Here is a 21,349-nt window from a genome sequence, read left to right on the forward strand (position 1 = left end):
AGCGCCGTTCGCGCATCGTTATCTCTAGCCCCATATCACGGCCGAAACGGCCTCGCGGCACATCCCAGGGAGAAGATCATGTCACACAATTTGCAGTTCTACATCGATGGCGCGTGGGTGGATCCGGTTGTTCCCAACACGCTCGATGTCATCGATCCGTCGAATGAAGACGCTTTCGCGCAGATCTCGCTCGGTTCCAAGGCCGATGTCGACAAGGCCGTGGCCGCCGCCAAGCGCGCTTTCAACATATACGGGTTTACCGAGGTCGGCGAGCGGCTCGACCTGTTGAACCGCATCATCGAGGTCTACAAGAAGCGCAGCGCCGATCTGGCGGTTGCCGTGTCGCGCGAAATGGGCGCGCCGCGCCAGATGGCGCTCGACAGCCAGGTCGGCATTGGCCTGGCCCATCTCATGAAGATCGCCGAAGTGCTGAAGAGCTTTGAGTTTCGCCACGTCAAGGGCAGTTCGCTGATCGTCAAGGAACCCATCGGCGTCGTCGGCCTGATCACGCCGTGGAACTGGCCACTGAACCAGATCACCTGCAAGGTGGGGCCGGCACTCGCAGCCGGCTGCACCATGGTGCTCAAGCCGTCGGAAATCGCGCCGATCGACGCCATCATCTTCGCCGAAATCCTCGACGAGGCCGGCGTGCCGAAGGGCGTGTTCAACCTGGTCAATGGTGATGGCCCGGGCGTCGGCCAGGCGCTGTCCAGCCATCCCGACATCGACATGATGTCGTTCACGGGTTCGACCCGCGCCGGCATCATGGTGGCCAAGGCCGCCGCCGACACGGTCAAGCGCGTGCATCAGGAACTCGGCGGCAAGTCCGCCAACATCCTGTTCCCCGATGTCGACCTGGCAAGCGCCGTGAGCAAGGGCGTCGCCGGCTGCTTCAGCAACAGCGGCCAGTCCTGCAACGCGCCGACACGCATGTTCGTGCCGCGTGACCGTCATGACGAAGCCGCCGGCTACGCCAAGACGGCGGCGGAAAAATTCACTGTCGGCCCCGCCGATGGCGCCAACACCAAGCTTGGCCCTGTCGTCAGCCAGCTCCAGTTTGACAAGATCCAGGACCTGATCCAGGCCGGCATCGATGAAGGCGCAACGCTGGTAGCGGGCGGCCCCGGCCGGCCGGCCGAACTCAACCGCGGCTACTATGTCCGGCCGACCGTGTTCGCCGACGTCACCCATGACATGCGCATCGCGCGCGAGGAAATCTTCGGCCCAGTGCTGGCGATCATGCCTTATGACAGCGTCGAAGAGGTGGTCACCACCGCCAACGACACCGTCTATGGCCTCGCCTCCTATATCCAGGCCAAGGACATCCAGAAGGCACGCGAAGTCGCCGCCCGCATGCGCACCGGCAATGTCTACATCAACTATCCGACCTGGGACGCCGGCCTGCCGTTCGGCGGCTACAAGCAGTCTGGCAACGGCCGCGAATATGCCGAATATGGTCTGGAGGATTTCCTCGAGATCAAGGGCATCGCCGGTTATGAGGCGGCCGAGTAGTCAAGGCTTTACGGGCCGGCGGCAGACGCCAGCCCAACGCAATCCAGGGGCGCGGTCGACATGGTCGGCCGCGCCCTTGTCGTTATCCAAGTCCGGCCTGCAAGGCGAAGGTGCTGAGCAAGTAGGCTGCCGGGTGATCCAGAAGCTCGCAATGAAACGCAGGCGCTGCCATGCTTCAGGAGTTTGTTCGGCGTGCGAAGTGTTCATAAGTCACTTGCCAGCGGTCGCTCTCGGCGGATCTCTCCTCGCCGATCCAATGGAAGCTGTTGTGCGTGATCTTGGTGAACCGCCACCGGGTTTGCAGACCGCGTGAGTCATTGCCGATCTGCACGATGTCCTTGCCTTCGGCTCGTCCGATCTGGCGCGAGTGGTCCTGGTTGATTGGATCATTCCAGATGATATGCCAGCCACCGAGCCCGGGATCGAAGATGCGTAAAGTGGTGCCATACATGGTGGATGGCGCGGGACGCTTGGGCCTGATCCAGATGTCCTGAATCGCCCGGCCGTCGAGTACCCAGCCGAAATGGCATTCTCCGGTCCATTTCTGGATTGTTCCGTCGTCGAGGTGATGGACAGTGTCCATTTCCCAGCCGCCGATCAACCATCCATACAGATCCATGTCCGTCGCTCTGTCGGCGGTAGGACCTTCAGACGCGAGAGCGGTGAGAAACGTGGAAATCATCATGAGTTTCTCCCAGTGGACAAGTGGGCAGCGCCAAGAAGCTGGAACATTGCTGTCGGAATTGTTGCGGCGATGTGGGTTCTGGTCTTGGGAGAAATTGCTAAAATCCCCTCGTCACACGTTCGAAATTGGGATCAAGTCCGGCGCAACTGCCCCGACATCTTGTGAACCTCGTTCTTGCCAATTGGCAGATACATGCTATATATATGCCATTAGCGAGGTCTAAACATGCAGTTGCAATCCATAGTCACGACACCAGCCACGGTTGGCGCAGCCATCTCGGATGAGGAGGCCGGCGCCCTGGCGCGCACCACGGTCAATCTGTTCAAGGCCTGGAGCCTCACCGATTTCGAGGCCTGTGTGCTGCTTGGCGGCATTTCGGCCCGCACCTGGGCGCGCTGGAAAGAGGGTGGCGTCGGGCGGATCGACCGCGACCTGCGCACCCGCATGGCGCACCTCATGGGCATTCACAAAGGCCTGCGTTATCTCTTCACGGAGCCGGCGCGGGGCTATGCCTGGATCCGCAAGCCCAACGCGACCTTCGCCGGCCAGTCGGCGCTCGACCTCATGCTGCGCGGCGACATCGCCGATCTCGCGGCGATGCGTGAATGGCTCGATGCGGAGCGCGGTGCATGGTGAGTGGGCTCGCGGTCCGGCGCCGCGTCCACTGGCCCCAGACTTTTCGCATCATCCGCTCCATCCATCCGCCGATCGACCTCTTCGAGGACATTGCCGATCCGCGCGATTGGGAAGCACTGGCTTCGGTCGAGGAGAAGACCAACCCGCGTATCCGCAACGAGATCGGCGATATCGGCAAGGTTTCGGCGGCAAGGCGGGTTTCGGGGCCGGGTTCCAGCTTCGTGATGGCGCCCTTCGTGCATTGCTCCACCTTGAGGCCCGGACGGTTTTCGGACGGCAGCTACGGCATCTATTATGCCGGCGACAGCGAGGATGTCGCACTCGCCGAGACCATTCATCATCATCAGAAATTCATGCGCGCCACCAGCGAAGCGCCCGGCTGGACGGCGGATTTCCGTGTGTTGATCGGCAGCGTCGACCGTGAGCTCGATGACGTGAACGCGGTGCCCGGCGTGCTCGACCCCGACGACTACGCTGCCTCGCAGGCGGAAGGGCGCGCCTTGCGGGCCGCCGGCAGCGACGGGCTGGTGTGGAACAGCGTGCGCATTGCGGGCGGAGCCTGCATCGGCATCTTCTGGCCCGATGTCATCAGCGTGCCCGTCCAGGGCCGCCACTACAGCTATCACTGGGACGGCGGGCGCGTCGATTTCGTGCGCCAGCACGATACGGGCAAAGTGCTGGAAGTTGTCTGAGGCCGGCCCGGCGCCGGACCTGGCCGTGATCTCGATAGCGGCGACTGGGACCGCAGATACGGGCATCTGCGCACGCAGCCGGAGTTTGACGGTTCGCTGAAGCTGGTGATCAGACGAGGCCGAGCAGCGCCGCGCCGGTCTCAGCCAAATGTAAACGCAAAAGCCTGCGCGCCCACATCGAGGAACTGGATCTCGAATAGTCGGCCGCCGACCGCACCGCTTTGCCGGACGAGCTGGTAGAGCCGCTGGTCTGACATGGTGCCATCGCCGTTCTCGTCTATGTAGGCGCCGTGATCTGCGCCCGGCGCCTTGCCATCGACCAGAACCTTGAAGCGCGGCGGCTTGTCGTCGGCTGAGGGACCGAGCACCAGATGCAGGTCGCGGGCGTGGAACCGGCAGGTGATTGCGCCGCCCGGCTGGTTCAGCGTGGCGTTATCCTTGCATACCGTCCAATCGCCTTTTGGACGGTATGCATTGGGCCTCAGGCGGTTGCGGATCTGAAGCTCAGCGCGAGGCCGTTCATGCAATAGCGCAGGCCGGTCGGCTTGGGGCCATCGTCGAAGACATGGCCGAGATGGCCGCCGCAGCGGCGGCAGCTGACCGCGGTGCGGTCCATGCCGAGCGACTTGTCATCATCAGTGACGATTGCATTGGTCAAGGGCTGCCAGAAGCTTGGCCAGCCGGTGCCGCTATCGAACTTTGTTTCGGAGGAGAACGCGTCCAGGCTGCAGCCCGCGCATGTGAACGTGCCTTTGCGATGCTCCTTGAGAAGCGGGCTGGAATAGGGTTGTTCGGTGCCGCTCTGCCGCAACACGACATAGCGCTTCGCGCCGAGCAGCTTTTTCCATTCGGCGTCGGTGTGCGTGACCTCGAAGGCCTTGGCGGCACGGGCGTTCGGTATGCGCCATCCCAGAACCACCGCAGCCAGTCCGGCGCCGCTGTTCATCAAAACAGATCGTCTCGTCACCATATCGTCTCTCCCCGTCGTCGTTCTTGTGGCAGTCTCCAGTGAGAGGTACGAAGCTGGACGTCGTATTGTTACGACCGCGAAGCCGTTCACATCTAATTGACCAACAGGACACCACCGGCCCATGAACGCGCATGATGGCTCATTGTCCGCACAAGGCGACACCTGGCCCGCGCGGGCATGGATCGGCAATTGGCACGTCCGCCGCAAACTGATCGACTTCAGCGGCGGCGCAAGCTGCGTCTTTTCCGGGCAGGCCACGGTGACGGAGACGGCGTTCTCGGAAAGTGGCGAGGTACGCATCGGTGGCCGGATCTTGACGGCGAGCCGCAGCTACAGGCTGGAGGTGCGGGATGGCTCGGTGCTTGTCTTTCGGGGAAGTGATGCGTTCATCAGCCTTGACGGACAGCCGTCGCAGATCGCCCGCCATCAGTGTGGCGCCGACCTATATAGCGGACGTTTCTTCTTTCGTGGCATCGACGAATGGGCCGAAGCATGGCGGGTCAAAGGCCCGCGCAAGAATTACGCGAGCCTCAGCCAGTTCCGGCGTCTTGGTGCTTAGCGGCGCGCTATGATTTCGATCCGTTGGGCAACAACGGCATGATGAAAGCATCGAGCGCCACGCGCCCGGGGCCGAACACCACCAGGGTCAGCGCCATCGACGCCCAAGGCAGGTGAAAATTCGCCCAGCCATCGGGAACTGTGAGCTGGATGATGCCGGTCATCACTATCAGGGCAAGGGCGGCGAAGCGGGTGCCGAGCCCGAGCACCAGCAGGATCGGCAGGATGATCTCGGCCAGGCCCGATGCGGTCGCAATCGCGGTCGGGAAGGGATAGGGGATTTCGCTGCCGAATATGTGCAGCTTGAACTCCTCCTCGAACAGGTAATGCGCGCCGTTCGACAGATGCAGGAAACCGTCCCACTTGGTCAGGCCGGAGTAGAAGAACGGCACGGCCAACGCGAAGCGCACGGCCAGCAGCGGCAGCGAGCGCGGAATGGAAGCGAGCAGGCTGTCGGCGCGGCCAACCAGCCCGAGCAGCGAAGTCAGCTTGCCTTGCGGCGGGTTCATGGTTTCGGTCATCATGGCAATTCTCCCCCTGTTTTCTAATCGATGGCGCGGAATGCGCCCAATGTGACGAGGCCGACGAGCGCGGCGCCGAAGTCGAAAATATTGGCCTGTGCGAGCGCTGCCTCGGCGGCCTCGCCAAGGCTTGCGCCGGCACTGACGGCTTGCAGGAACGCCACGTCCTGTGCCGGCAGGATGTGGACATCGACGATCAGCTCGGGCCGCACCACAAGCACGGCTTCCGGCCGCCAGTCGGTGACCGGCATGACATCATCCTGCTGGTGTGCGGCCCAGATCGAGCCGATGGGGTAACGCGAAGCCACAAGTGCCGCGGATGGATGCATCTGGAAACGAAGTTCGGCCAGTGTATCGGGGCCAAGGCTTGTCAGCGCCGACAGTGCCAGCGGCTCTTCATCCGCAGCATGATAGGCACGTGTCCACGCGGCCTCCAGCCTCGCCACATCGGCGAGATAGACGACGGATTTGGCCGGCTCGAAATTGGCGATGAAGTCGGGAAAGCCGTCGCCATAGTCGATGATCAGTGGCGAGACCGGCTTGTTATCCCCAGCATAGGCGCGGGCCATGCCGGTGAAGAATTCGGCGCCGACCAGTTTCTCGGTGATGGGAAAGCGCTGCGCCAGCGCCTTGGTCAGGCTGACGAAAACGTTGTTGCGGTAGACGGCGAAGCGGGCGAGGTCCGCACTGCCGCGCGCGCTGGTCACGCCTGATGGGACCGGCTGATGCGCGTCGAGCAAAGCGGCCGCGAATGCGTCCTGGCTGGCAGCGAAGGCCATGGTCATGCCGCCTTTGTCGAGAGGCTGTTGCGCCGCGCGGCCTCGGCCGCGATCACGGCATCGGCCTTGATCGCCTCGGCCTGCAGCGTGGCGAAATCGGGCACATCATTGTCCCATTCGATCAGCGTCGGCACCGGGCCGGTGCGCGACAGCGTGTGCCGGTGGAGCGCCATGACGTCGGTCTTGACCGGCGAGCCATGCGCATCGATCAGCAGCCGGTCGCCGGCGCCGTCAACGGTCTCGTCATAGCCGGCGAGATGGATCTCGCCGACGCGGCCGACCGGGAAGCGGTCGATATAGGCTTCGGCGTCGAGCCGATGGTTGACGGTGGAGACCACGACGTTGTTGACGTCGAGCAGCAGGCCGCAGCCGCTGCGCTCGGCGATGGCTTCGAGGAAATCGATCTCGTCGATGGTGCTCTCTTCGAACAGCACATAGGTGGAGGGGTTTTCCAGGAGCAGCTGCCGGCCGATCGCCTGCTGCGCCTCGTCGACATGGTCGATCACCCGCGCCAGGGTTTCGGGCGTGTAGGGCAGCGGCAAGAGATCGTTGAGAAAGCCGGTGTCGTGCGTCGACCAGGCAAGGTGTTCGGAAAAGCTCTGTGGCTGGTAGCGGTCGACAAGACCGCGAAGCCGCCTCAGATGCGCCTTGTCGAGCGGGCCGGCCGAGCCGATCGAGAGGCCGACTCCGTGCAGCGACAATGCGTAGTGCTCGGCGATGGCCTCGAGGAAGCGGTGCGGCGGGCCGCCGGCGCCCATGTAGTTCTCGGCATGGACCTCGAAGAAGCCGATGTCGGGGCGCTGTTCCAGAATGTGGGTGTAGTGCTCGGGCTTGAGGCTGAGCCCGGCGCGCGAGGGCAGGCAAGCATGGCGGTTGGCTGATGCGATCACGGCGTGTCCCTCGCGATGATTTAGGAGAGGCCGGGGAGGCCCGGTCGGTTCGGGCCTCCCCGGCAATGGCATCAGCTCTTCAGCGGCTCAAGCGAGCCATTGTGGCCGCCGGCGCTCATGCCGGTGCAGGTGCCGGTCGGCACGGCCTTCCAGGAATTGCCCTGATAGTCGATCGTCGAGGTGCCCGCGCAGGTGGTGCCGGCGCCGGCGGCGCAATCATTCTGACCCTTCAGCGCGACGCCATAGCATTTCTCGTTGCCAACCATCTTGGAGGCCGGGATGGGGCCGGCGAAAGCTGCCGAAGCGATAGCGGTGGTGAGCGAGCCGGCGAGCGCCAAAGCGAGTGCGGAACGGTTCATGAAGTCTCTCCTCTTGGATCTTCGTCGCAGGCCATTATCGGCTGCGTAATGTTCCATTCGATATTGCGGAGGCGGCTGTTACAGGCGTTGCCGAACACGGATTCGTGAAGGCGGCACCGCTAATACCGGGGCCGCCGGTGGAAGACTTTTCATGCCGCATTGCACAATTTCCCGGTCTGGGCAGAATGCCGATATGGTCCTGACTTCCCTCGCCGTCCTGGTGATCGACGAAAACCGCATCCGCGCCGCCATCATCGAGGCCGGGCTGCGCGAGGCTGGCCATGAACGCGTCACGGTGATCCACGATGTGACCGGCATCGCGCGGCGCATCGCCGAGATCGAACCCGATGTCATCGTCATCGATCTCGAAAACCCGAACCGCGACATGCTTGAAAACATGTTCCAGCTGTCCCGCGCGGTGAAGCGGCCGATCGCCATGTTCGTCGACCGCTCCGACCTGGCCTCGATCGAGGCGGCGGTCGATGCCGGCGTTTCGGCTTATGTGGTCGACGGGTTGCGGCAGGAGCGGGTCAAGCCGATCCTCGACATGGCGGTCAGCCGCTTCAACGCCTTCTCGCGCATGGCGCGTGAACTGGAGGAAGTCCGCGGCGAGCTCGAGAGCCGCAAGGTCATCGACCGCGCCAAGGGCATCTTGATGAAGTCGCGCGGCCTGACGGAAGAGGCGGCCTACACGCTGCTGCGCAAGACAGCGATGAACCAGAACCGCAAGATCGGCGACATTGCCCAGAGCCTGGTGACTGCCGCCGGGCTGCTCGGACCGGCGGAGGACGAATGAGGCACCAGATCACCGCCGGCTTCATGCCGCTTTTCGACAGTGCCGTGCTGATCGCCGCCGGCGAACTGGGTTTTGCGGCGCGCGAAGACATCGAGCTGACGCTGCATCGCGAGACGTCGTGGGCCAACATCCGCGACCGCATCGCCATCGGCCATTTCGACCTCGCGCATATGCTGGGACCGATGCCGCTTGCCTGCAATCTCGGCCTGACGCCGCTGGCTTCCGAGACGATCGTGCCGTTCTCGCTCGGGCTCGGCGGCAATTGCATCACCATTTCCAATGCCGTCTGGGCCGGCATGGCGGCGCATGGCGCCGTGTCGGATCTCGATCCGGCGCGCGCCGGCGCGGCGCTCGGGGCGCTCATCCGCGAGCGGGCCGCCGCCGGGCGTGATCCGCTGCGCTTCGCCGTCGTCCATCCGCATTCGGGGCACAATTACGAGCTGCGCTACTGGCTCGCCGCCTGCGGCATCGATCCGCAGCAGGAGATCGAGATCGTCATCGTGCCGCCGCCCTTCATGGCCGACGCGCTGGCCACCGGGCACATCGACGGCTATTGCGTCGGCGAGCCCTGGAACAGCGCCTCCGTCGCGGCGGGCACCGGCCACATCGTCACCGTCAAGGCCATGTTGTGGAGGAACAGTCCGGAGAAAGTGATCGGTGTGCGCAAGGCGTGGGCGGACCAGAACCCCGACGCACTGGCGGCGCTGCTGCGCGCGCTGCATCATTCCGCCCGCTGGTGCCAGGACCCCGCGAACCACGCGGAGCTGGCCGGGGTGATGGCGCGGCCGGGATATCTCGGCCTGCCGCCATCCGTACAGATGCCGATCCTGACCGGGCATCTCAAACTCGGCGGCGGCGCCGAGCGGACCGTCGACGACTTCTTCCTGCCATTCGACAAGGCCGCCAATTTCCCGTGGAAGAGCCATGCTCTGTGGTTCTACACGCAGATGGTGCGCTGGGGGCATGTCGTGCATTCACCTCGGAATCTCGCCATCGCCCGCGACTGCTACCGGCCCGACCTCTACCGGTCGGCGCTGAAGCCGCTTGGCGTCGCGCTGCCGGGCGCCAATGCAAAGGTCGAAGGTGCGCTGGCGGCCGCGACAGCGGTCGGCGCGACAGGGGCCGGCCTCGTGCTCGGCCCGGACGGTTTTTTCGATGGCCGCATCTTCGATCCCGACGAGATCGAGGCTTATATAGCGTCGCAAAATCCGGGATCGTCGCGGTCGATCATGGGAGACCTCTAGTTGCCGGTGGATCGCTTTTACGACGACACGTTTCTATCCGCCGTCTACGACGCCTGGCATCCGAGATCGCTGCGCGACGACTATGATTTCTATCTGCCTCGCATCCTGAAGGCCAATGCCGTGCTTGATATCGGCTGCGGCACGGGCACGCTTCTGCAGGAGGCGCGAAAGGCCGGTCATTCCGGGCGGCTCTGCGGCATCGACCCCGCGCCGGGCGTGCTTGAGCGCGCACGTGAATATCCCGGCATCGAATGGATCCTCGGCGAGCTGCAGGAACAGGGCTGGGAGCATAGGTTCGACCTGGCCGTCATGACCGGCCACGCGTTTCAGGCCATCGTCAGCGATGCCGACCTGGCGAGCTTCATGGCGTCTGTCCGCAAATCCCTGGTGCCCGGCGGGGTTTTCGCCTTTGAAACCCGCAATCCCGCCGCGCGCGCCTGGCAGCGCTGGACGCTCGAAAACACGGCAAGCGTTGTCGTGCCGGACGGGCCTGCCGTGCTGATCACAACGGAACTCGATTCCGATTTCGACGGCCAAACGGTGACATTCACGCACGGTTTCAGCGGCGATCACCCGAGCCTTCCGATGCGGAGCCGGAGCACCTTGCGGTTCCTGGACATGGACGCGCTGCGCAAGCTGCTGGAGGATGCAGGCCTGGTGATCGAACAGCAGTTCGGTGATTTCGGCGGGAGCCCGCTGACCTCAGCCAGCCCCGAGATCATAACTTTTGCAAAGCGCCTGTGACCGCGCGCGACATTGTTCAAAACTACCCATGCTAACGACACTGGTTATTCGCGCGCCATTCTTGTGCATTGCACAAAATTTGAGCTTCCAAGATGGCGTTGACCAAACTTTGATCTGGCCGCATTTGCGCCGGAGCGATGCCGGATCACGGCAGTGATTTGATTTTATTGAATTTTCTAACGCCAGCTGAAATTGGCACGGTTCCTGCTTTGAAATAGCCAGGCCCTTCTCGGGTCACGAAACAGGCGTCCAATGACGGGCGCCACAGGCAAAGCCGCCGCTCAGGTAAACACGCGATCCCGGATGTACGGACGCGTGGAGACCTGGCCGGCGGCCTTTTTGTTTTTGGCCGAACACGAAAATCGACGGCGCTGAGCTGCCCGCGCCCAACCGGAGACGACGATGACGAAACGGATCGGGACTGGATCATCTCTGAAGGATTTCACACGCCGGGATTTTCTCGCCAGCAGCGCGCTGACGGCGGCGCTGTTCGTCGCGGCGCTCATGCTGTTTCCAGCTCGTGCCACGACCGACGGCAAGAGCCCCGAGATGACGGCGCCGGCCTCGTCCTCATCGCGTGAACCGATGCAGCGCCACTGATCATCGATCAACAGACAAGCGCGGTATCCCCCACGCCGCAAACCGGAGCCTACCATGACCGCAAATCTCCCAGCAGCGCCCAGCCAGGACAGTGCCCCCCGGCAGGCGCTCGTGATGTCCACCATCGCCTTCACCGTCTGCTTCGCCGTGTGGACAATCTTTTCCATCATCGGCATCCGCATAAAGCAGGAACTCGGGCTGAACGAGACGGAATTCGGCCTGCTCGTTGGCACGCCAATTCTCACTGGCTCGCTCGTCCGCATGGTGCTCGGCATCTGGACCGACCGCTTTGGCGGACGGCTGGTCTACGTCGCGACCATGCTTGCGGCGGCGGTCGCGACCTTCCTGCTTTCTTTTGCGCATACCTATGAGCAGATGCTGATCGCCGCGCTTGGCGTCGGGCTCGCGGGCGGTTCCTTCGCCGTCGGCGTCGCCTATGTCTCGCGCTTCTTCCCCGCCGGCAGGCAAGGAACGGCTCTGGGCATCTTCGGGGTCGGCAATGTCGGCGCGGCGGTCACCAAGTTCCTGGCGCCGTTCGTACTGCTTGCCTGGGGCTGGCAGTCGGTCGCGCTGATCTGGGCGGCGGCACTCGTCGTCATGGCCGCCATTTTCTGGTTCACGACCGGCGACGATCCGGTTATCCGCGAGCGGCGCGCCGGCAAGCTGGCGCCAACGAGAAGCTTCTGGCAGGAATTCGCACCGCTGAAGAACCTGCGGGTCTGGCGCTTCGCCTTCTACTATTTCTTCGCCTTTGGTGCCTTCGTTGCTCTGTCGCTGTGGCTGCCGCGCTACCTGATCGGGGTCTATGGCTTCGGGATCGCGACCGCAGGCATGATCGGCGCGGCCTACTCGGTCCCGGCAAGTGTCTTCCGCGCTTATGGCGGCGTGCTTTCCGACCGCATTGGCGCGCGCACCGTCCTCTATTGGACCTTCGCGGTGTCAGCTGTCGCGACGTTGATCCTGTCGCTGCCGCCCACTGACTATGTCGTGCACGGCATCAGCGGGCCGATCGCTTTCCACTTCGCCATCGGGCCGGTTGCCTTCATCGCCGTGGCCTGCGTGCTCGGCTTCTTCATGAGCCTCGGCAAAGCCGCCGTCTACAAGCACATTCCCGCCTACTATCCAGGCAGCGTGGGTGCCGTCGGTGGTGTTGTCGGCATGATCGGCGGGCTCGGCGGCTTCATCCTGCCGATTGCCTTCGGCGCGCTCAACGACCTCACGGGCATGTGGTCGAGCTGCTTCATGCTGCTGTTTGTGATCGTCGCCACATGCTTTGCCTGGATGCACTTCACCGTCCGGCGGATGGAGCGGGCGGCCACCGAAACCTCAGCCCTTTCCTACGCTGCAGAGTAAGACGGAGCGGATCAGGAATATGACCGAAAAGCTCGTCATCATCGGCAACGGCATGGCGCCCGGGCGCATGCTGGAGCATCTCCTGGAAAAGGCGCCCGGCCGCTACCAAGTCACCATCTTCAACGCCGAACCCAGGGTGAATTACGACCGCATCATGCTGTCGCCGGTGCTCTCTGGCGAGAAGGCCTATGAGGAAATCATCATCCACGGCGATGGCTGGTACATCAAGCACGGCATCACCCTCTACAAGGGCCACAAGATCATCGCCATCGATCGGGCTGCGAAGACCGTCACCTCCAACCGCGGTGTCACCGAGGCCTATGACAAGCTGGTCATCGCCACCGGTTCGGTGCCGTTCATCATCCCCGTGCCCGGCCACAACCTGCCGGGCGTTCTGACCTATCGCGATCTCGACGATGTCCAGGCGATGATGCTCGCCGCCCAGTCGCGGGCCAAGGCGGTGGTGATCGGCGGCGGCCTGCTCGGGCTCGAGGCGGCCGCAGGCCTCAACGCACAAGGCATGGACGTGACCGTGCTGCATGTCATGCCGACGCTGATGGAGCGTCAGCTCGATCCGGCCGCCGGTTATCTGTTGCAGCGCGCGGTGGAAGAGCGCGGCATCAAGGTCATCACCAAGGCCAATACCCAGGCGATCACGGGCAATGGCAAGGTCGAGCGGGTGGAACTCGCCGATGGCACCGTGATCCCCGCGACGCTGGTGGTAATGGCGGTGGGCATCCGGCCGAACGCGACGATCGCCAAGGAGGCCGGCCTTGCCGTCAATCGCGGAATCGTCGTCGACGCCGGCATGCGCAGCAACGATCCCGACATCTACGCGCTCGGCGAATGCGCCGAGGTCAACGGCCAGGTCTACGGCCTTGTCGCGCCGCTCTACGAGATGGCGCGCGTCGCCGCGAGCCAGCTTGCCGGCGACGGGGCGGCGGCCTTCGTCCATTCGGACACGCCGACCAAACTGAAAGTCACCGGCATCGAGCTGTTTTCGCTCGGCGACTTCGCCGATGGCGACGACCGCCAGGAGATCGTGCTGCGCGATGCCTCGGCCGGCGTCTACAAGCGCCTCGTGCTCAAGGACGATCGCATCATCGGCACCGTGCTCTATGGCGAGACAGCCGACGGCGCTTGGTTCAACGATCTCAAGAAGAAGCAGACCGACATTTCGGAGATGCGCGATACCTTGATCTTCGGCCAGTCCTACCAGGGGGGTGCCCCACTGGACCCTATGGCGGCCGTTGCAGCCTTGCCGGATGATGCGGAAATCTGCGGCTGCAACGGCGTTTGTAAGGGAAAGATCACCAGTGCGATCACGGCCAAGGGCCTGACCTCGCTCGACGATGTACGCGCCCACACCAAGGCGTCGGCGTCCTGCGGCTCCTGCACCGGGCTGGTCGAGAAGCTGATGGTGCTGACCATCGGCGACAAGTACAACCCGGCGGCGGTGCAGCCGATGTGCGGCTGCACGACGCTTGGCCATGACGAGGTGCGCCGGCTGATCAAGGCCAAGCACCTGAAGACCATTCCAGCCGTCATGCAGGAGTTGGAATGGCAGACCTCCTGCGGCTGCGCCAAATGCCGGCCGGCGCTCAACTACTATCTCGTCTGCGACTGGCCGGACGGCTATGCCGACGACTATCAGTCGCGCTTCATCAACGAGCGTGTTCACGCCAACATCCAGAAGGACGGCACCTATTCGGTGGTGCCGCGCATGTGGGGCGGGGTCACCAATGCCGCCGAATTGCGCGCCATCGCCGACGTCGTCGACAAGTTCGAGATCCCGATGGTCAAGGTCACCGGCGGCCAGCGCATCGATATTCTGGGCATCCGCAAGGAGGACCTGCCGGCGGTGTGGGCCGATCTCGGCCAGGCCGGGTTCGTCTCCGGCCATGCCTATGCCAAGGGATTGCGCACGGTGAAGACCTGCGTCGGCTCCGACTGGTGCCGCTTCGGCACGCAGGACTCGACCGGTCTCGGCATCCGGATCGAGAAATTCATGTGGGGCTCGTGGACGCCGGCCAAGCTGAAGATGGCGGTGTCTGGCTGTCCGCGCAATTGCGCCGAGGCGACCTGCAAGGATGTCGGCGTCATCTGCGTCGACAGTGGCTACGAAATCCATTTCGCCGGTGCCGCCGGCCTCGACATCAAGGGCACCGAAGTGCTCGGCATGGTCAAGACCGAGGACGAGGCGCTGCAGCATATCGTGGCGCTGACGCAGATGTACCGCGAGCAGGGCCGCTATCTCGAGCGCATCTACAAATGGGCCAAGCGCATCGGCATAGCCGAGATCAAGCGCCAGATCATGGACGATGGCGAGAAGCGCCAAGCCTATTACGAGCGCTTCGTCTTCAGCCAGAAATTTGCCCAGGTCGACCCATGGTCGGAACGCGTTTCGGGCAAGGACAAGCACGAATTCCGGCCAATGGCATCGGTCGGCTTCGCGCAGGCGGCGGAGTGATGGAGATGGCGCGCATGAACTGGGTTGCCATCGGCTCGATCTCCGACATTCCGCGCCGTGGCGCGCGTTGCGTCAACACGCCGGATGGCAAGATCGCTGTGTTCCGCACGGCGGAGGACCAGGTCTTCGCTATCGACGACCGTTGCCCGCACAAGGGCGGGCCGCTCAGCCAGGGCATCGTGCATGGCGCGGCGGTGACCTGTCCCTTGCACAATTGGGTGATCTCGCTGGAGACCGGCAAGGCGCTGGGCGCCGACGAGGGGGCGGTGCGCACCATTCCGGTCCGGGTCGAGGGCGAGCACCTGTTCATCGCGCTGGAAGCGATGGCCAGCCGCGCGGCCTGAAATGGAGATCGACGCAGCACGCGAGGTGAGGACCACTTGCCCCTATTGCGGGGTGGGTTGCGGCGTGCTGGCCAAGGTCGCCGCGGACGGTGAGGTCAGCGTCCGCGGCGACCCCGACCATCCTGCGAATTTCGGCCGGCTGTGTTCGAAAGGCTCGGCGCTGGCCGAGACCATCGGCCTCGACGGCAGGCTGCTCTATCCCGAAATCCACGGTCGCCGTGCCGGCTGGGATGAAGCGCTCAGCCTTGTCGCCTCGACATTCTCGCGAACCATCGCCGAACACGGGCCAGACGCCGTTGCCTTCTACGTCTCAGGCCAGTTGCTGACCGAGGATTACTATCTCGCCAACAAGCTGATGAAAGGATTTGTCGGCTCGGCCAACATCGACACCAACTCGCGGCTGTGCATGTCCTCGTCGGTTGCCGGCCATCGCCGCGCCTTCGGCGCCGACACGGTGCCGGGAACCTATGAGGACCTAGAGCTTGCCGACCTGATCGTGCTGGTCGGCTCCAATCTCGCCTGGTGCCATCCGGTGCTCTACCAGCGGATCGCCGCCGCGCGCGAAAAGCGGCCGGACATGAAGATTGTGCTGATCGATCCGCGCCGCACCATGACCGCTGACATCGCCGACATGCATCTGGCGATCGCGCCGGATGGCGACGTCGCGCTGTTCACCGGCCTCCTTGCCTGGCTCGCCCGGCACGAAGCGCTGGACCGCGCCTATATCGCTGCGCACACGAGCGGCTTTGATGAAGCGCTGGCCGCTGCTAGAGAATTCGACCTTGCCGGGATTGCCTCCGCCACCGGCCTTGCCGAGGACGAGCTCGCCCGTTTCTACAATCTGTTTGCGCGGACACAGAAGACCGTAACCATCTACAGCCAGGGTGTGAACCAGTCGTCCAGCGGCACGGACAAGGTCAATGCCATCATCAACTGCCATCTCGCCACCGGCCGCATTGGCACGCCGGGGGCAGGGCCGTTTTCGGTGACCGGCCAGCCCAATGCGATGGGCGGGCGGGAGGTCGGCGGCATGGCCAACATGCTGGCCGCGCATATGGAGATCGAAAACCCCCGGGATCGCGAGCGGGTACAGCGCTTCTGGAAGGCGCCCGCCATCGCGCAAAGACCCGGCCTGAAGGCCGTCGACATGTTCAAGGCGGTGGCCGACGGGCGTGTCAAGGCGCTGTGGATCATGGCGACCAACCCGGTCGATTCGATGCCGGATGCCGATGCCGTCAAGGCGGCGATCAAAGCCTGCCCCTTCGTCGTGGTGTCGGACATCCTCGCGGCGACCGACACGGTCCGGCACGGCCATGTCCGGCTGCCCGCCGCCGGCTGGGGCGAGAAGGACGGAACCGTCACCAATTCGGAGCGCCGCATCTCGCGCCAGCGCGCCTTCCTGGCGGCGCCGGGCGAGGCGAGGGCGGATTGGTGGATCATCGGTGAAGTCGGCAAGCGGATGGGTTTTGCCGAGGGTTTTCTCCACGCGAGACCGTCGGAGATCTTTGCCGAACATGCCGCCCTGTCGGGTTTCGAGAACGAGGGCGCGCGGGATTTCGATATTGGCGCTTATGCTGGCGTTGATGCCGCGTCTTATGAAAACTTGGCGCCATTCCAATGGCCCGCGCCGAGTCCAGATGGCCTTGCTTCGGCCGGACCTCAACCCACCCGTTTCTTCGCCAACGGTGGCTTCTACACGCCCGACCGCAAGGCGCGTTTCGTCGCCATCCGCTCGACCCCGGACATCCGCACCAGCCCGGCCTATCCGCTGATCCTCAACAGCGGCCGGGTCCGCGATCACTGGCACACGATGACGCGCACCGGCAAAAGCCCGCGATTGTCCCAGCACATGGCCGAGCCCTTTGTCGAAATTCACCCAGTGGATGCGGCGCGCCATGAGATAGGCGACGCCGATATCGCGCGTGTCTCGACCCCGCGCGGCGAGGTGCTGCTGCGTGCGCTGGTGACCGCGCGGCAGCGCCAGGGCAGTCTGTTCGCGCCGATGCACTGGACCGATCAGTTCGCCGCCAAGGGCCGGCTCGACGTGCTCACCGCGCCGCTCACCGACCCGATCTCGGGCCAGCCGGCGCTGAAGCATGTCGCCGCTGAAATCGCGAAGTTTCCGGCCCAGGCTTTCGGCTTCGCCGTGACGCGGCTGCGGCCGGAGCCGGTGGAAGCGGCCTATTGGGCGGTGGCCAAATGCCGGGGCGGCTGGCGGGTCGAACTGGCCTTTGCCGATGATGACATCGACTGGACCGGCTTTTCCACCAGACTCTTCGGTACGCCGCCGGGCGCTGAAATGCTGGCCTATCACGACCGCGATGCCGGCCAGCACCGGATCGCGGCCTTCGACGGCAACATGTTGTCGGGCGCCTTGTTCGTCGCGCCGTCACCGGTCGCGGTGTCGCGCGGCTGGGCGGTGGAGCAGCTCGATGAGATCCACGACGGCCAGCGCGAGCGCTTCAGGATCGTCGCCGGACGCGCCCGGGCCGAGCGGCCCGACGCCGGCGCCACCGTCTGCTCCTGCTTCAGTGTCGGCGCCAAGCAGATCGCGGCGGCGGTGGCTGGTGGCTGCACCAGCGTCGAGGCCATCGGCGGCGCGCTGAAGGCCGGCACCAATTGCGGCTCCTGCCGCGCCGAGATCCGCGCGATCATCCAGGCCAGCCGCGTTCAAGCGGCGGAGTGAGCCCTGCTCATTTTTAATGGCGGGCAAAAGCCGATGCGCTATTTTTCGATGGATATAGCGGATATGACGCGCGACGGGCGGCCTGATCGAGATTCGTTTGGAGCGCCGTGTTGACCAGCCCGCGCGGGAAGACCCGGCGAGCATGAGAGGCGGACAGATGGCTGCAACGAAGAAGGCCGTGCTGATGATCTATGCCGCCGGCAGCCTGCGCCATGTGCTGCCGTCGCTGGTCTCGGCTTTTTCGGCGCTGACGGGCGCGACCGCCGAGACACGGCATGGTCCCGCCGGCTTGCTGCGCGAGCGCATCGAGGCCGGCGAGCGCCCCGACATTTTCCTCTCGGCCAATCTCGCGCATCCGGCCCGGCTTGCCGAACTCGGCCTCACCTTGCCGCCGGTGGTCTTTGCCCGCAACACCATGGCTACCGTCGTGCGCAGCGATGCCGGCTTCACCACGGCGAATTTCGTCGAAAAACTGCTCGACCCGGCCATCGGCATCGCCACCTCGACGCCGCTGAAAGACCCTTCCGGTGACTACGCCTGGGCGATCTTCCGCCGTATCGAGGCGCTGAGGCCGGGAAGTTTCGCGGTGCTCGACGCCAAGGCGCAGAAGCTGGTCGGCGGCTCCGAGACGGCAAACATTCCGGGGCGCTATGACCCGATCGCCGACGCGCTGGCGGCCGGCACGGCGCATGTGTTCCTGGGCTATCGCACCGGCCTCAAGGGGTTGGCCGAGGAGACCCCGGGCGTTGAGATCCTGGCCATTCCCGCCAAGGTGAATGTCGTGCCGGAATATGGCCTGGCAACCTTGAAGGGTTGTTCGTCAGCAGGAATGGCTTTCGCGCTGTTCGTGCTTTCGGCGGCTGGACAGCGGTTGCTGCGGGAATTCGGATTCTTGCCGGTGGCGCTGCCGCAGGAATAGCTGCCGATCTCCCCCGCTTGAGGGGGAGATGTCGCCGAAGGCGACAGAGGGGGTTGCCTCGCGTGGAGTGCCAGCCGGTTCCCTTCATCACAGACAGAAAGCGTCGCGTCAGGACGTTCCGACCCCCTCTGGCCTGCCGGCCATCTCCCCCTCAAGGGGGGAGATACGCGGTTGCCCTGTTTTGCCTGACGCTATATGCATGAAAATATATCGATTGATCGAGAGGTTGCCAATGACTCTGCGCTGCGGCTTTGTGCTGTCCCTGATGTTTGCCTTGACATGGCCGTTGATGGCCCCGGCCAGCGCCCGCACCATTACCGACCAGCTCAACCGCACGGTGACCGTGCCTGATCATGTCGAGCGCATCGTCGTGCTGCAGCACCAGACGCTCGACATCCTGGTGGAGCTCGGCGCCGCCGACAAGATCGTCGGCGTGCTGCGGACCTGGCAGAAGCTCATTCCTGGCCTCGACAAATACGCGCCGGCACTGACAGGCCTGCCGATGCCCGGCGACCTGTCGACCGTCAATGTCGAGGAAGTCCTGAAGCTGAAGCCGGATGTCGTGTTCGTCACCAATTACGCGCCGCCGGCGATGATCGAGCAGATGTCGCAGGCGGGTCTGACGGTGGTGGCGATCTCGCTGTCGAAGGGCGAGGGCGTCGAGGCGCCAAAACTCAACCCGACCTTCGCCGATGACGATGCCGCCTATGGCGAAGGGCTGAAGATCGGCGTCCAGCTGATCGGCGACATCGTGGGCAAGCGCGAGCGCGCCGACGCGATCATCGACTATGCCTTCGCGCAGCGCAAACAGGTGGAGGAGCGCGTCGCGTCCATTCCCGATGCGGAGCGCGTGCGGCTCTATATGGCCAACCCCGACATGAATACGTACGGCTCCGGCAAATATACCGGCGTCATCATGAAGCGCTCCGGCGGCATCAATGTCGCAGCCGGCGTGCGCGGCGCCACGAAAGTGTCGATGGAGGATGTGCTCGCATGGAACCCGCAAGTGATCTTCGTGCAGGACCGCTACGCGCCGGTGGCTGACGAAATCCTCAAAGGGGCCGCCTGGCAGCATGTCGACGCGGTGGAGAATAAGCGCCTCTACATCACGCCGGAATATGTAAAGCCCTGGGGCTACCCGCTGCCAGAGGCGCTGGCGCTGGGCGAGCTGTGGATGGCCAAGAAACTCTACCCCGAGCGCTTCGCCGACATCGACATGCAGAAGCAGGCGGATGCGTATTATCAGCAATTCTATGGGCAGGCTTATACGGGACCGAATTGAGGCTCTGGCGTGCGCGGAGGTTGTGGGATGATGGCGCTATGCTCCAACCAACTTCGCGCTGCCCCTCATCCGCCTGCCGGCACCTTCTCCCCGTATAGGGACGGGGAGAAGGGAAGCAGCCGCTGTCTCGATGCTCTTCCTGCGACGCCGCCAATTGTCGAGACCATTGATGAGAGCGTCTTTCTCCCCGTCGCTATACGGGGAGAAATGCCCGGCAGGGCAATGAGGGGCGGCGCAAACGTCTCGCGACGTGTACGCTCAGTCATCCACGAGAGGCACTAGGCCATGCCCTCGACCGCACCCCGCAAACCAGCCCTCGCAACCCTGCTGCTCATCGTCCTGCCCGTGATCCTCTTCCTGCTGTCGTTCCTGCTTGGCCGCTATCCCGTCGCGCCGCTTACCGTCATCAAGGTGATCGCGGCGCGGTTCCTGCCGATCACGCCGGACTGGCCGCCGGTGGTCAGCTCGGTGGTTCTTGATGTCAGGCTGCCGCGCGTCATTGCCGCGATGGTGGTCGGCGGCGGCCTGGCGATCGCCGGTGCTTCCTACCAGGGCGTGTTCCGCAACCCGCTGGTCTCGCCGTTCACGCTCGGCGTCTCCGCCGGCGCCGGCTTCGGCGCGGCGGTGGCGATCCTGCTGTTTGGCGAACGTTATGCGACGCAGGCCTGCGCCTTCGTGTTCGGCCTGCTGGCGGTGGCGCTGTGCTTCACCATGAACCGCTTTTTCCGGTTGAACTCGACCATCGCGCTGGTGCTGGGCGGCGTCATTGTCGGCTCGCTGTTCACGGCGCTGCTGTCGCTGCTGAAATATGTCGCCGACCCCAATTCCAAATTGCCGGTCATCGAATTCTGGCTGCTCGGCTCGCTGTCGTCGGTGTCGACAGCCGACCTGGTGCCGGTGCTGGTGGTCACCATTCCCTCGGCCATCCTGCTGCTCGCCTTGCGCTGGCGGCTGAACGTGCTGGCGATGGGCGACGAGCAGGCCCGCATCATGGGCGTCGAAGTCGGCCGGCTGAGGCTGGTATTAATCCTGCTGTCGACGCTGATCGCGGCCTCCGCCGTTTCGATCAGCGGCATCATCGGCTGGGTCGGGCTGGTCATCCCGCATTTCGCCCGCATCATCGTCGGGCCGGATTTCCGCCGCCTGTTGCCGGCAACCCTGTCGCTCGGCGCCTGCTACCTGTTGATCATCGACGACCTTGCCCGCACCGTGACCTCGGCCGAGGTGCCGCTCGGCATCCTCACCGCGCTGATCGGCGCGCCGGTGTTCATGCTGCTGCTTGGGCGCGGCAAGCTGGGCTGGGCGTGAT

The 21,349-nt window shown here is 64.2% G+C and carries 21 protein-coding genes and 1 pseudogene; 15 read left to right on the top strand and 7 right to left on the bottom strand.

Annotated elements, in window-relative coordinates; genetic code table 11:
* The first annotated feature begins 78 nt into the window (after positions 1-78).
* On the top strand, positions 79-1,512 hold the full coding sequence (locus GA829_RS15120) for an aldehyde dehydrogenase family protein (RefSeq protein ID WP_195179255.1): 1,434 nt from the start codon (positions 79-81) through the stop codon (positions 1,510-1,512).
* A gap of 175 nt (positions 1,513-1,687) precedes the next feature.
* On the opposite strand, the gene GA829_RS15125 is transcribed toward GA829_RS15120, so the two are convergent.
* Positions 1,688-2,197, bottom strand: coding sequence for a hypothetical protein (locus tag GA829_RS15125; protein ID WP_195179256.1), 510 nt, complete (start codon positions 2,195-2,197; stop codon positions 1,688-1,690).
* Positions 2,198-2,422: 225 nt separating this feature from the next.
* On the opposite strand from GA829_RS15125, the gene GA829_RS15130 reads away from it, so the two are divergent.
* Together GA829_RS15130 and GA829_RS15135 are read left to right on the top strand one after the other, a co-directional pair.
* On the top strand, positions 2,423-2,833 hold the full coding sequence (locus GA829_RS15130; RefSeq protein WP_195179257.1) for an MbcA/ParS/Xre antitoxin family protein: 411 nt from the start codon (positions 2,423-2,425) through the stop codon (positions 2,831-2,833).
* Complete coding sequence (locus GA829_RS15135) at positions 2,827-3,525, top strand: RES family NAD+ phosphorylase (RefSeq protein ID WP_195179258.1); 699 nt, start codon at positions 2,827-2,829, stop codon at positions 3,523-3,525. Before GA829_RS15130 ends, GA829_RS15135 begins: the two co-directional genes overlap by 7 nt.
* A 140-nt stretch (positions 3,526-3,665) precedes the next feature.
* On the opposite strand, the pseudogene GA829_RS15140 reads toward GA829_RS15135, so the two are convergent.
* Both GA829_RS15140 and msrB read right to left on the bottom strand, forming a co-directional pair.
* Positions 3,666-3,983, bottom strand: a pseudogene (locus tag GA829_RS15140) (cytochrome c biogenesis protein DipZ); the annotation flags it as partial.
* A gap of 23 nt (positions 3,984-4,006) precedes the next feature.
* Entirely contained in the window at positions 4,007-4,495 is a 489-nt protein-coding gene (gene msrB / locus GA829_RS15145; protein ID WP_195179259.1) for a peptide-methionine (R)-S-oxide reductase MsrB, read from the bottom strand.
* Between the two features lie 121 nt (positions 4,496-4,616).
* Here msrB and GA829_RS15150 point away from each other — a divergent pair, with 121 nt between their 5' ends.
* Entirely contained in the window at positions 4,617-5,054 is a 438-nt protein-coding gene (locus GA829_RS15150; protein WP_195179260.1) for a DUF6314 family protein, read from the top strand.
* Positions 5,055-5,061: 7 nt separating this feature from the next.
* On the opposite strand, the gene GA829_RS15155 is transcribed toward GA829_RS15150, so the two are convergent.
* The 4 genes from GA829_RS15155 to GA829_RS15170 form a co-directional block, all read right to left on the bottom strand.
* The gene (locus GA829_RS15155) at positions 5,062-5,577 is read right to left on the bottom strand and encodes a DoxX family protein (protein ID WP_195179261.1); all 516 of its coding nucleotides are present in this window, start codon (positions 5,575-5,577) and stop codon (positions 5,062-5,064) included.
* A 20-nt stretch (positions 5,578-5,597) separates the two neighbouring features.
* Positions 5,598-6,359 carry an HvfC/BufC N-terminal domain-containing protein gene (locus GA829_RS15160; protein WP_195179262.1) on the bottom strand — a complete coding sequence of 254 codons (762 nt, stop codon included), beginning with the start codon at positions 6,357-6,359 and terminating at the stop codon, positions 5,598-5,600.
* A complete protein-coding gene (bufB, locus tag GA829_RS15165) occupies positions 6,356-7,243 on the bottom strand; it encodes an MNIO family bufferin maturase (protein ID WP_258052299.1) in 888 nt (295 codons plus the stop codon). The genes GA829_RS15160 and bufB overlap by 4 nt, the downstream gene beginning before the upstream one ends.
* A 71-nt stretch (positions 7,244-7,314) precedes the next feature.
* Positions 7,315-7,602, bottom strand: a complete 288-nt coding sequence (locus GA829_RS15170; RefSeq protein WP_195179264.1) for a BufA1 family periplasmic bufferin-type metallophore — start codon at positions 7,600-7,602, stop codon at positions 7,315-7,317.
* A 193-nt stretch (positions 7,603-7,795) separates the two neighbouring features.
* Between GA829_RS15170 and GA829_RS15175 the strand changes: the two genes are divergently transcribed.
* The 11 genes from GA829_RS15175 to GA829_RS15225 all read left to right on the top strand — a co-directional run bounded on the left by GA829_RS15175 (position 7,796) and on the right by GA829_RS15225 (position 21,348).
* The gene (locus GA829_RS15175; protein ID WP_195179265.1) at positions 7,796-8,398 is read left to right on the top strand and encodes an ANTAR domain-containing response regulator; all 603 of its coding nucleotides are present in this window, start codon (positions 7,796-7,798) and stop codon (positions 8,396-8,398) included.
* Positions 8,395-9,642, top strand: a complete 1,248-nt coding sequence (locus tag GA829_RS15180; protein ID WP_195179266.1) for a CmpA/NrtA family ABC transporter substrate-binding protein — start codon at positions 8,395-8,397, stop codon at positions 9,640-9,642. Before GA829_RS15175 ends, GA829_RS15180 begins: the two co-directional genes overlap by 4 nt.
* A gap of 6 nt (positions 9,643-9,648) precedes the next feature.
* Positions 9,649-10,386, top strand: a complete 738-nt coding sequence (locus tag GA829_RS15185) for a class I SAM-dependent DNA methyltransferase (protein WP_258052340.1) — start codon at positions 9,649-9,651, stop codon at positions 10,384-10,386.
* 402 nt (positions 10,387-10,788) lie between these two features.
* The gene (locus tag GA829_RS15190) at positions 10,789-10,986 is read left to right on the top strand and encodes a twin-arginine translocation signal domain-containing protein (protein ID WP_195179268.1); all 198 of its coding nucleotides are present in this window, start codon (positions 10,789-10,791) and stop codon (positions 10,984-10,986) included.
* Positions 10,987-11,040: 54 nt separating this feature from the next.
* Positions 11,041-12,339 (top strand): MFS transporter, encoded by a 1,299-nt coding sequence (locus GA829_RS15195; RefSeq protein ID WP_195179269.1) that lies wholly within the window; start codon positions 11,041-11,043, stop codon positions 12,337-12,339.
* 19 nt (positions 12,340-12,358) lie between these two features.
* Positions 12,359-14,809, top strand: coding sequence for a nitrite reductase large subunit NirB (gene nirB, locus GA829_RS15200; RefSeq protein ID WP_195179270.1), 2,451 nt, complete (start codon positions 12,359-12,361; stop codon positions 14,807-14,809).
* A gap of 14 nt (positions 14,810-14,823) precedes the next feature.
* A complete protein-coding gene (nirD, locus tag GA829_RS15205) occupies positions 14,824-15,153 on the top strand; it encodes a nitrite reductase small subunit NirD (protein WP_195179271.1) in 330 nt (109 codons plus the stop codon).
* Position 15,154: 1 nt separating this feature from the next.
* Positions 15,155-17,839, top strand: coding sequence for a nitrate reductase (locus GA829_RS15210; RefSeq protein ID WP_195179272.1), 2,685 nt, complete (start codon positions 15,155-15,157; stop codon positions 17,837-17,839).
* A 157-nt stretch (positions 17,840-17,996) separates the two neighbouring features.
* Positions 17,997-18,758 carry a substrate-binding domain-containing protein gene (locus tag GA829_RS15215; protein WP_195179273.1) on the top strand — a complete coding sequence of 254 codons (762 nt, stop codon included), beginning with the start codon at positions 17,997-17,999 and terminating at the stop codon, positions 18,756-18,758.
* A 232-nt stretch (positions 18,759-18,990) separates the two neighbouring features.
* A complete protein-coding gene (locus GA829_RS15220; protein WP_195179274.1) occupies positions 18,991-20,040 on the top strand; it encodes an ABC transporter substrate-binding protein in 1,050 nt (349 codons plus the stop codon).
* Positions 20,041-20,325: 285 nt separating this feature from the next.
* A complete protein-coding gene (locus tag GA829_RS15225; RefSeq protein ID WP_195179275.1) occupies positions 20,326-21,348 on the top strand; it encodes a FecCD family ABC transporter permease in 1,023 nt (340 codons plus the stop codon).
* The last annotated feature ends 1 nt before the right edge of the window (position 21,349 follow it).

It is taken from the genome of Mesorhizobium sp. INR15, assembly GCF_015500075.1.
In the GTDB taxonomy this organism is placed as follows: Bacteria; Pseudomonadota; Alphaproteobacteria; order Rhizobiales; family Rhizobiaceae; genus Mesorhizobium.

Coding starts and splice junctions, on each gene's coding strand:
- GA829_RS15120 (WP_195179255.1), top strand. CDS start 79: ATGTCACACAATTTGCAGTTCTACATCGATGGCGCGTGGGTGGATCCG.
- GA829_RS15125 (WP_195179256.1), bottom strand. CDS start 2,197: ATGATGATTTCCACGTTTCTCACCGCTCTCGCGTCTGAAGGTCCTACC.
- GA829_RS15130 (WP_195179257.1), top strand. CDS start 2,423: ATGCAGTTGCAATCCATAGTCACGACACCAGCCACGGTTGGCGCAGCC.
- GA829_RS15135 (WP_195179258.1), top strand. CDS start 2,827: ATGGTGAGTGGGCTCGCGGTCCGGCGCCGCGTCCACTGGCCCCAGACT.
- msrB (WP_195179259.1), bottom strand. CDS start 4,495: ATGGTGACGAGACGATCTGTTTTGATGAACAGCGGCGCCGGACTGGCT.
- GA829_RS15150 (WP_195179260.1), top strand. CDS start 4,617: ATGAACGCGCATGATGGCTCATTGTCCGCACAAGGCGACACCTGGCCC.
- GA829_RS15155 (WP_195179261.1), bottom strand. CDS start 5,577: ATGATGACCGAAACCATGAACCCGCCGCAAGGCAAGCTGACTTCGCTG.
- GA829_RS15160 (WP_195179262.1), bottom strand. CDS start 6,359: ATGACCATGGCCTTCGCTGCCAGCCAGGACGCATTCGCGGCCGCTTTG.
- GA829_RS15170 (WP_195179264.1), bottom strand. CDS start 7,602: ATGAACCGTTCCGCACTCGCTTTGGCGCTCGCCGGCTCGCTCACCACC.
- GA829_RS15175 (WP_195179265.1), top strand. CDS start 7,796: ATGGTCCTGACTTCCCTCGCCGTCCTGGTGATCGACGAAAACCGCATC.
- GA829_RS15180 (WP_195179266.1), top strand. CDS start 8,395: ATGAGGCACCAGATCACCGCCGGCTTCATGCCGCTTTTCGACAGTGCC.
- GA829_RS15190 (WP_195179268.1), top strand. CDS start 10,789: ATGACGAAACGGATCGGGACTGGATCATCTCTGAAGGATTTCACACGC.
- GA829_RS15195 (WP_195179269.1), top strand. CDS start 11,041: ATGACCGCAAATCTCCCAGCAGCGCCCAGCCAGGACAGTGCCCCCCGG.
- nirB (WP_195179270.1), top strand. CDS start 12,359: ATGACCGAAAAGCTCGTCATCATCGGCAACGGCATGGCGCCCGGGCGC.
- nirD (WP_195179271.1), top strand. CDS start 14,824: ATGAACTGGGTTGCCATCGGCTCGATCTCCGACATTCCGCGCCGTGGC.
- GA829_RS15210 (WP_195179272.1), top strand. CDS start 15,155: ATGGAGATCGACGCAGCACGCGAGGTGAGGACCACTTGCCCCTATTGC.
- GA829_RS15215 (WP_195179273.1), top strand. CDS start 17,997: ATGGCTGCAACGAAGAAGGCCGTGCTGATGATCTATGCCGCCGGCAGC.
- GA829_RS15220 (WP_195179274.1), top strand. CDS start 18,991: ATGACTCTGCGCTGCGGCTTTGTGCTGTCCCTGATGTTTGCCTTGACA.
- GA829_RS15225 (WP_195179275.1), top strand. CDS start 20,326: ATGCCCTCGACCGCACCCCGCAAACCAGCCCTCGCAACCCTGCTGCTC.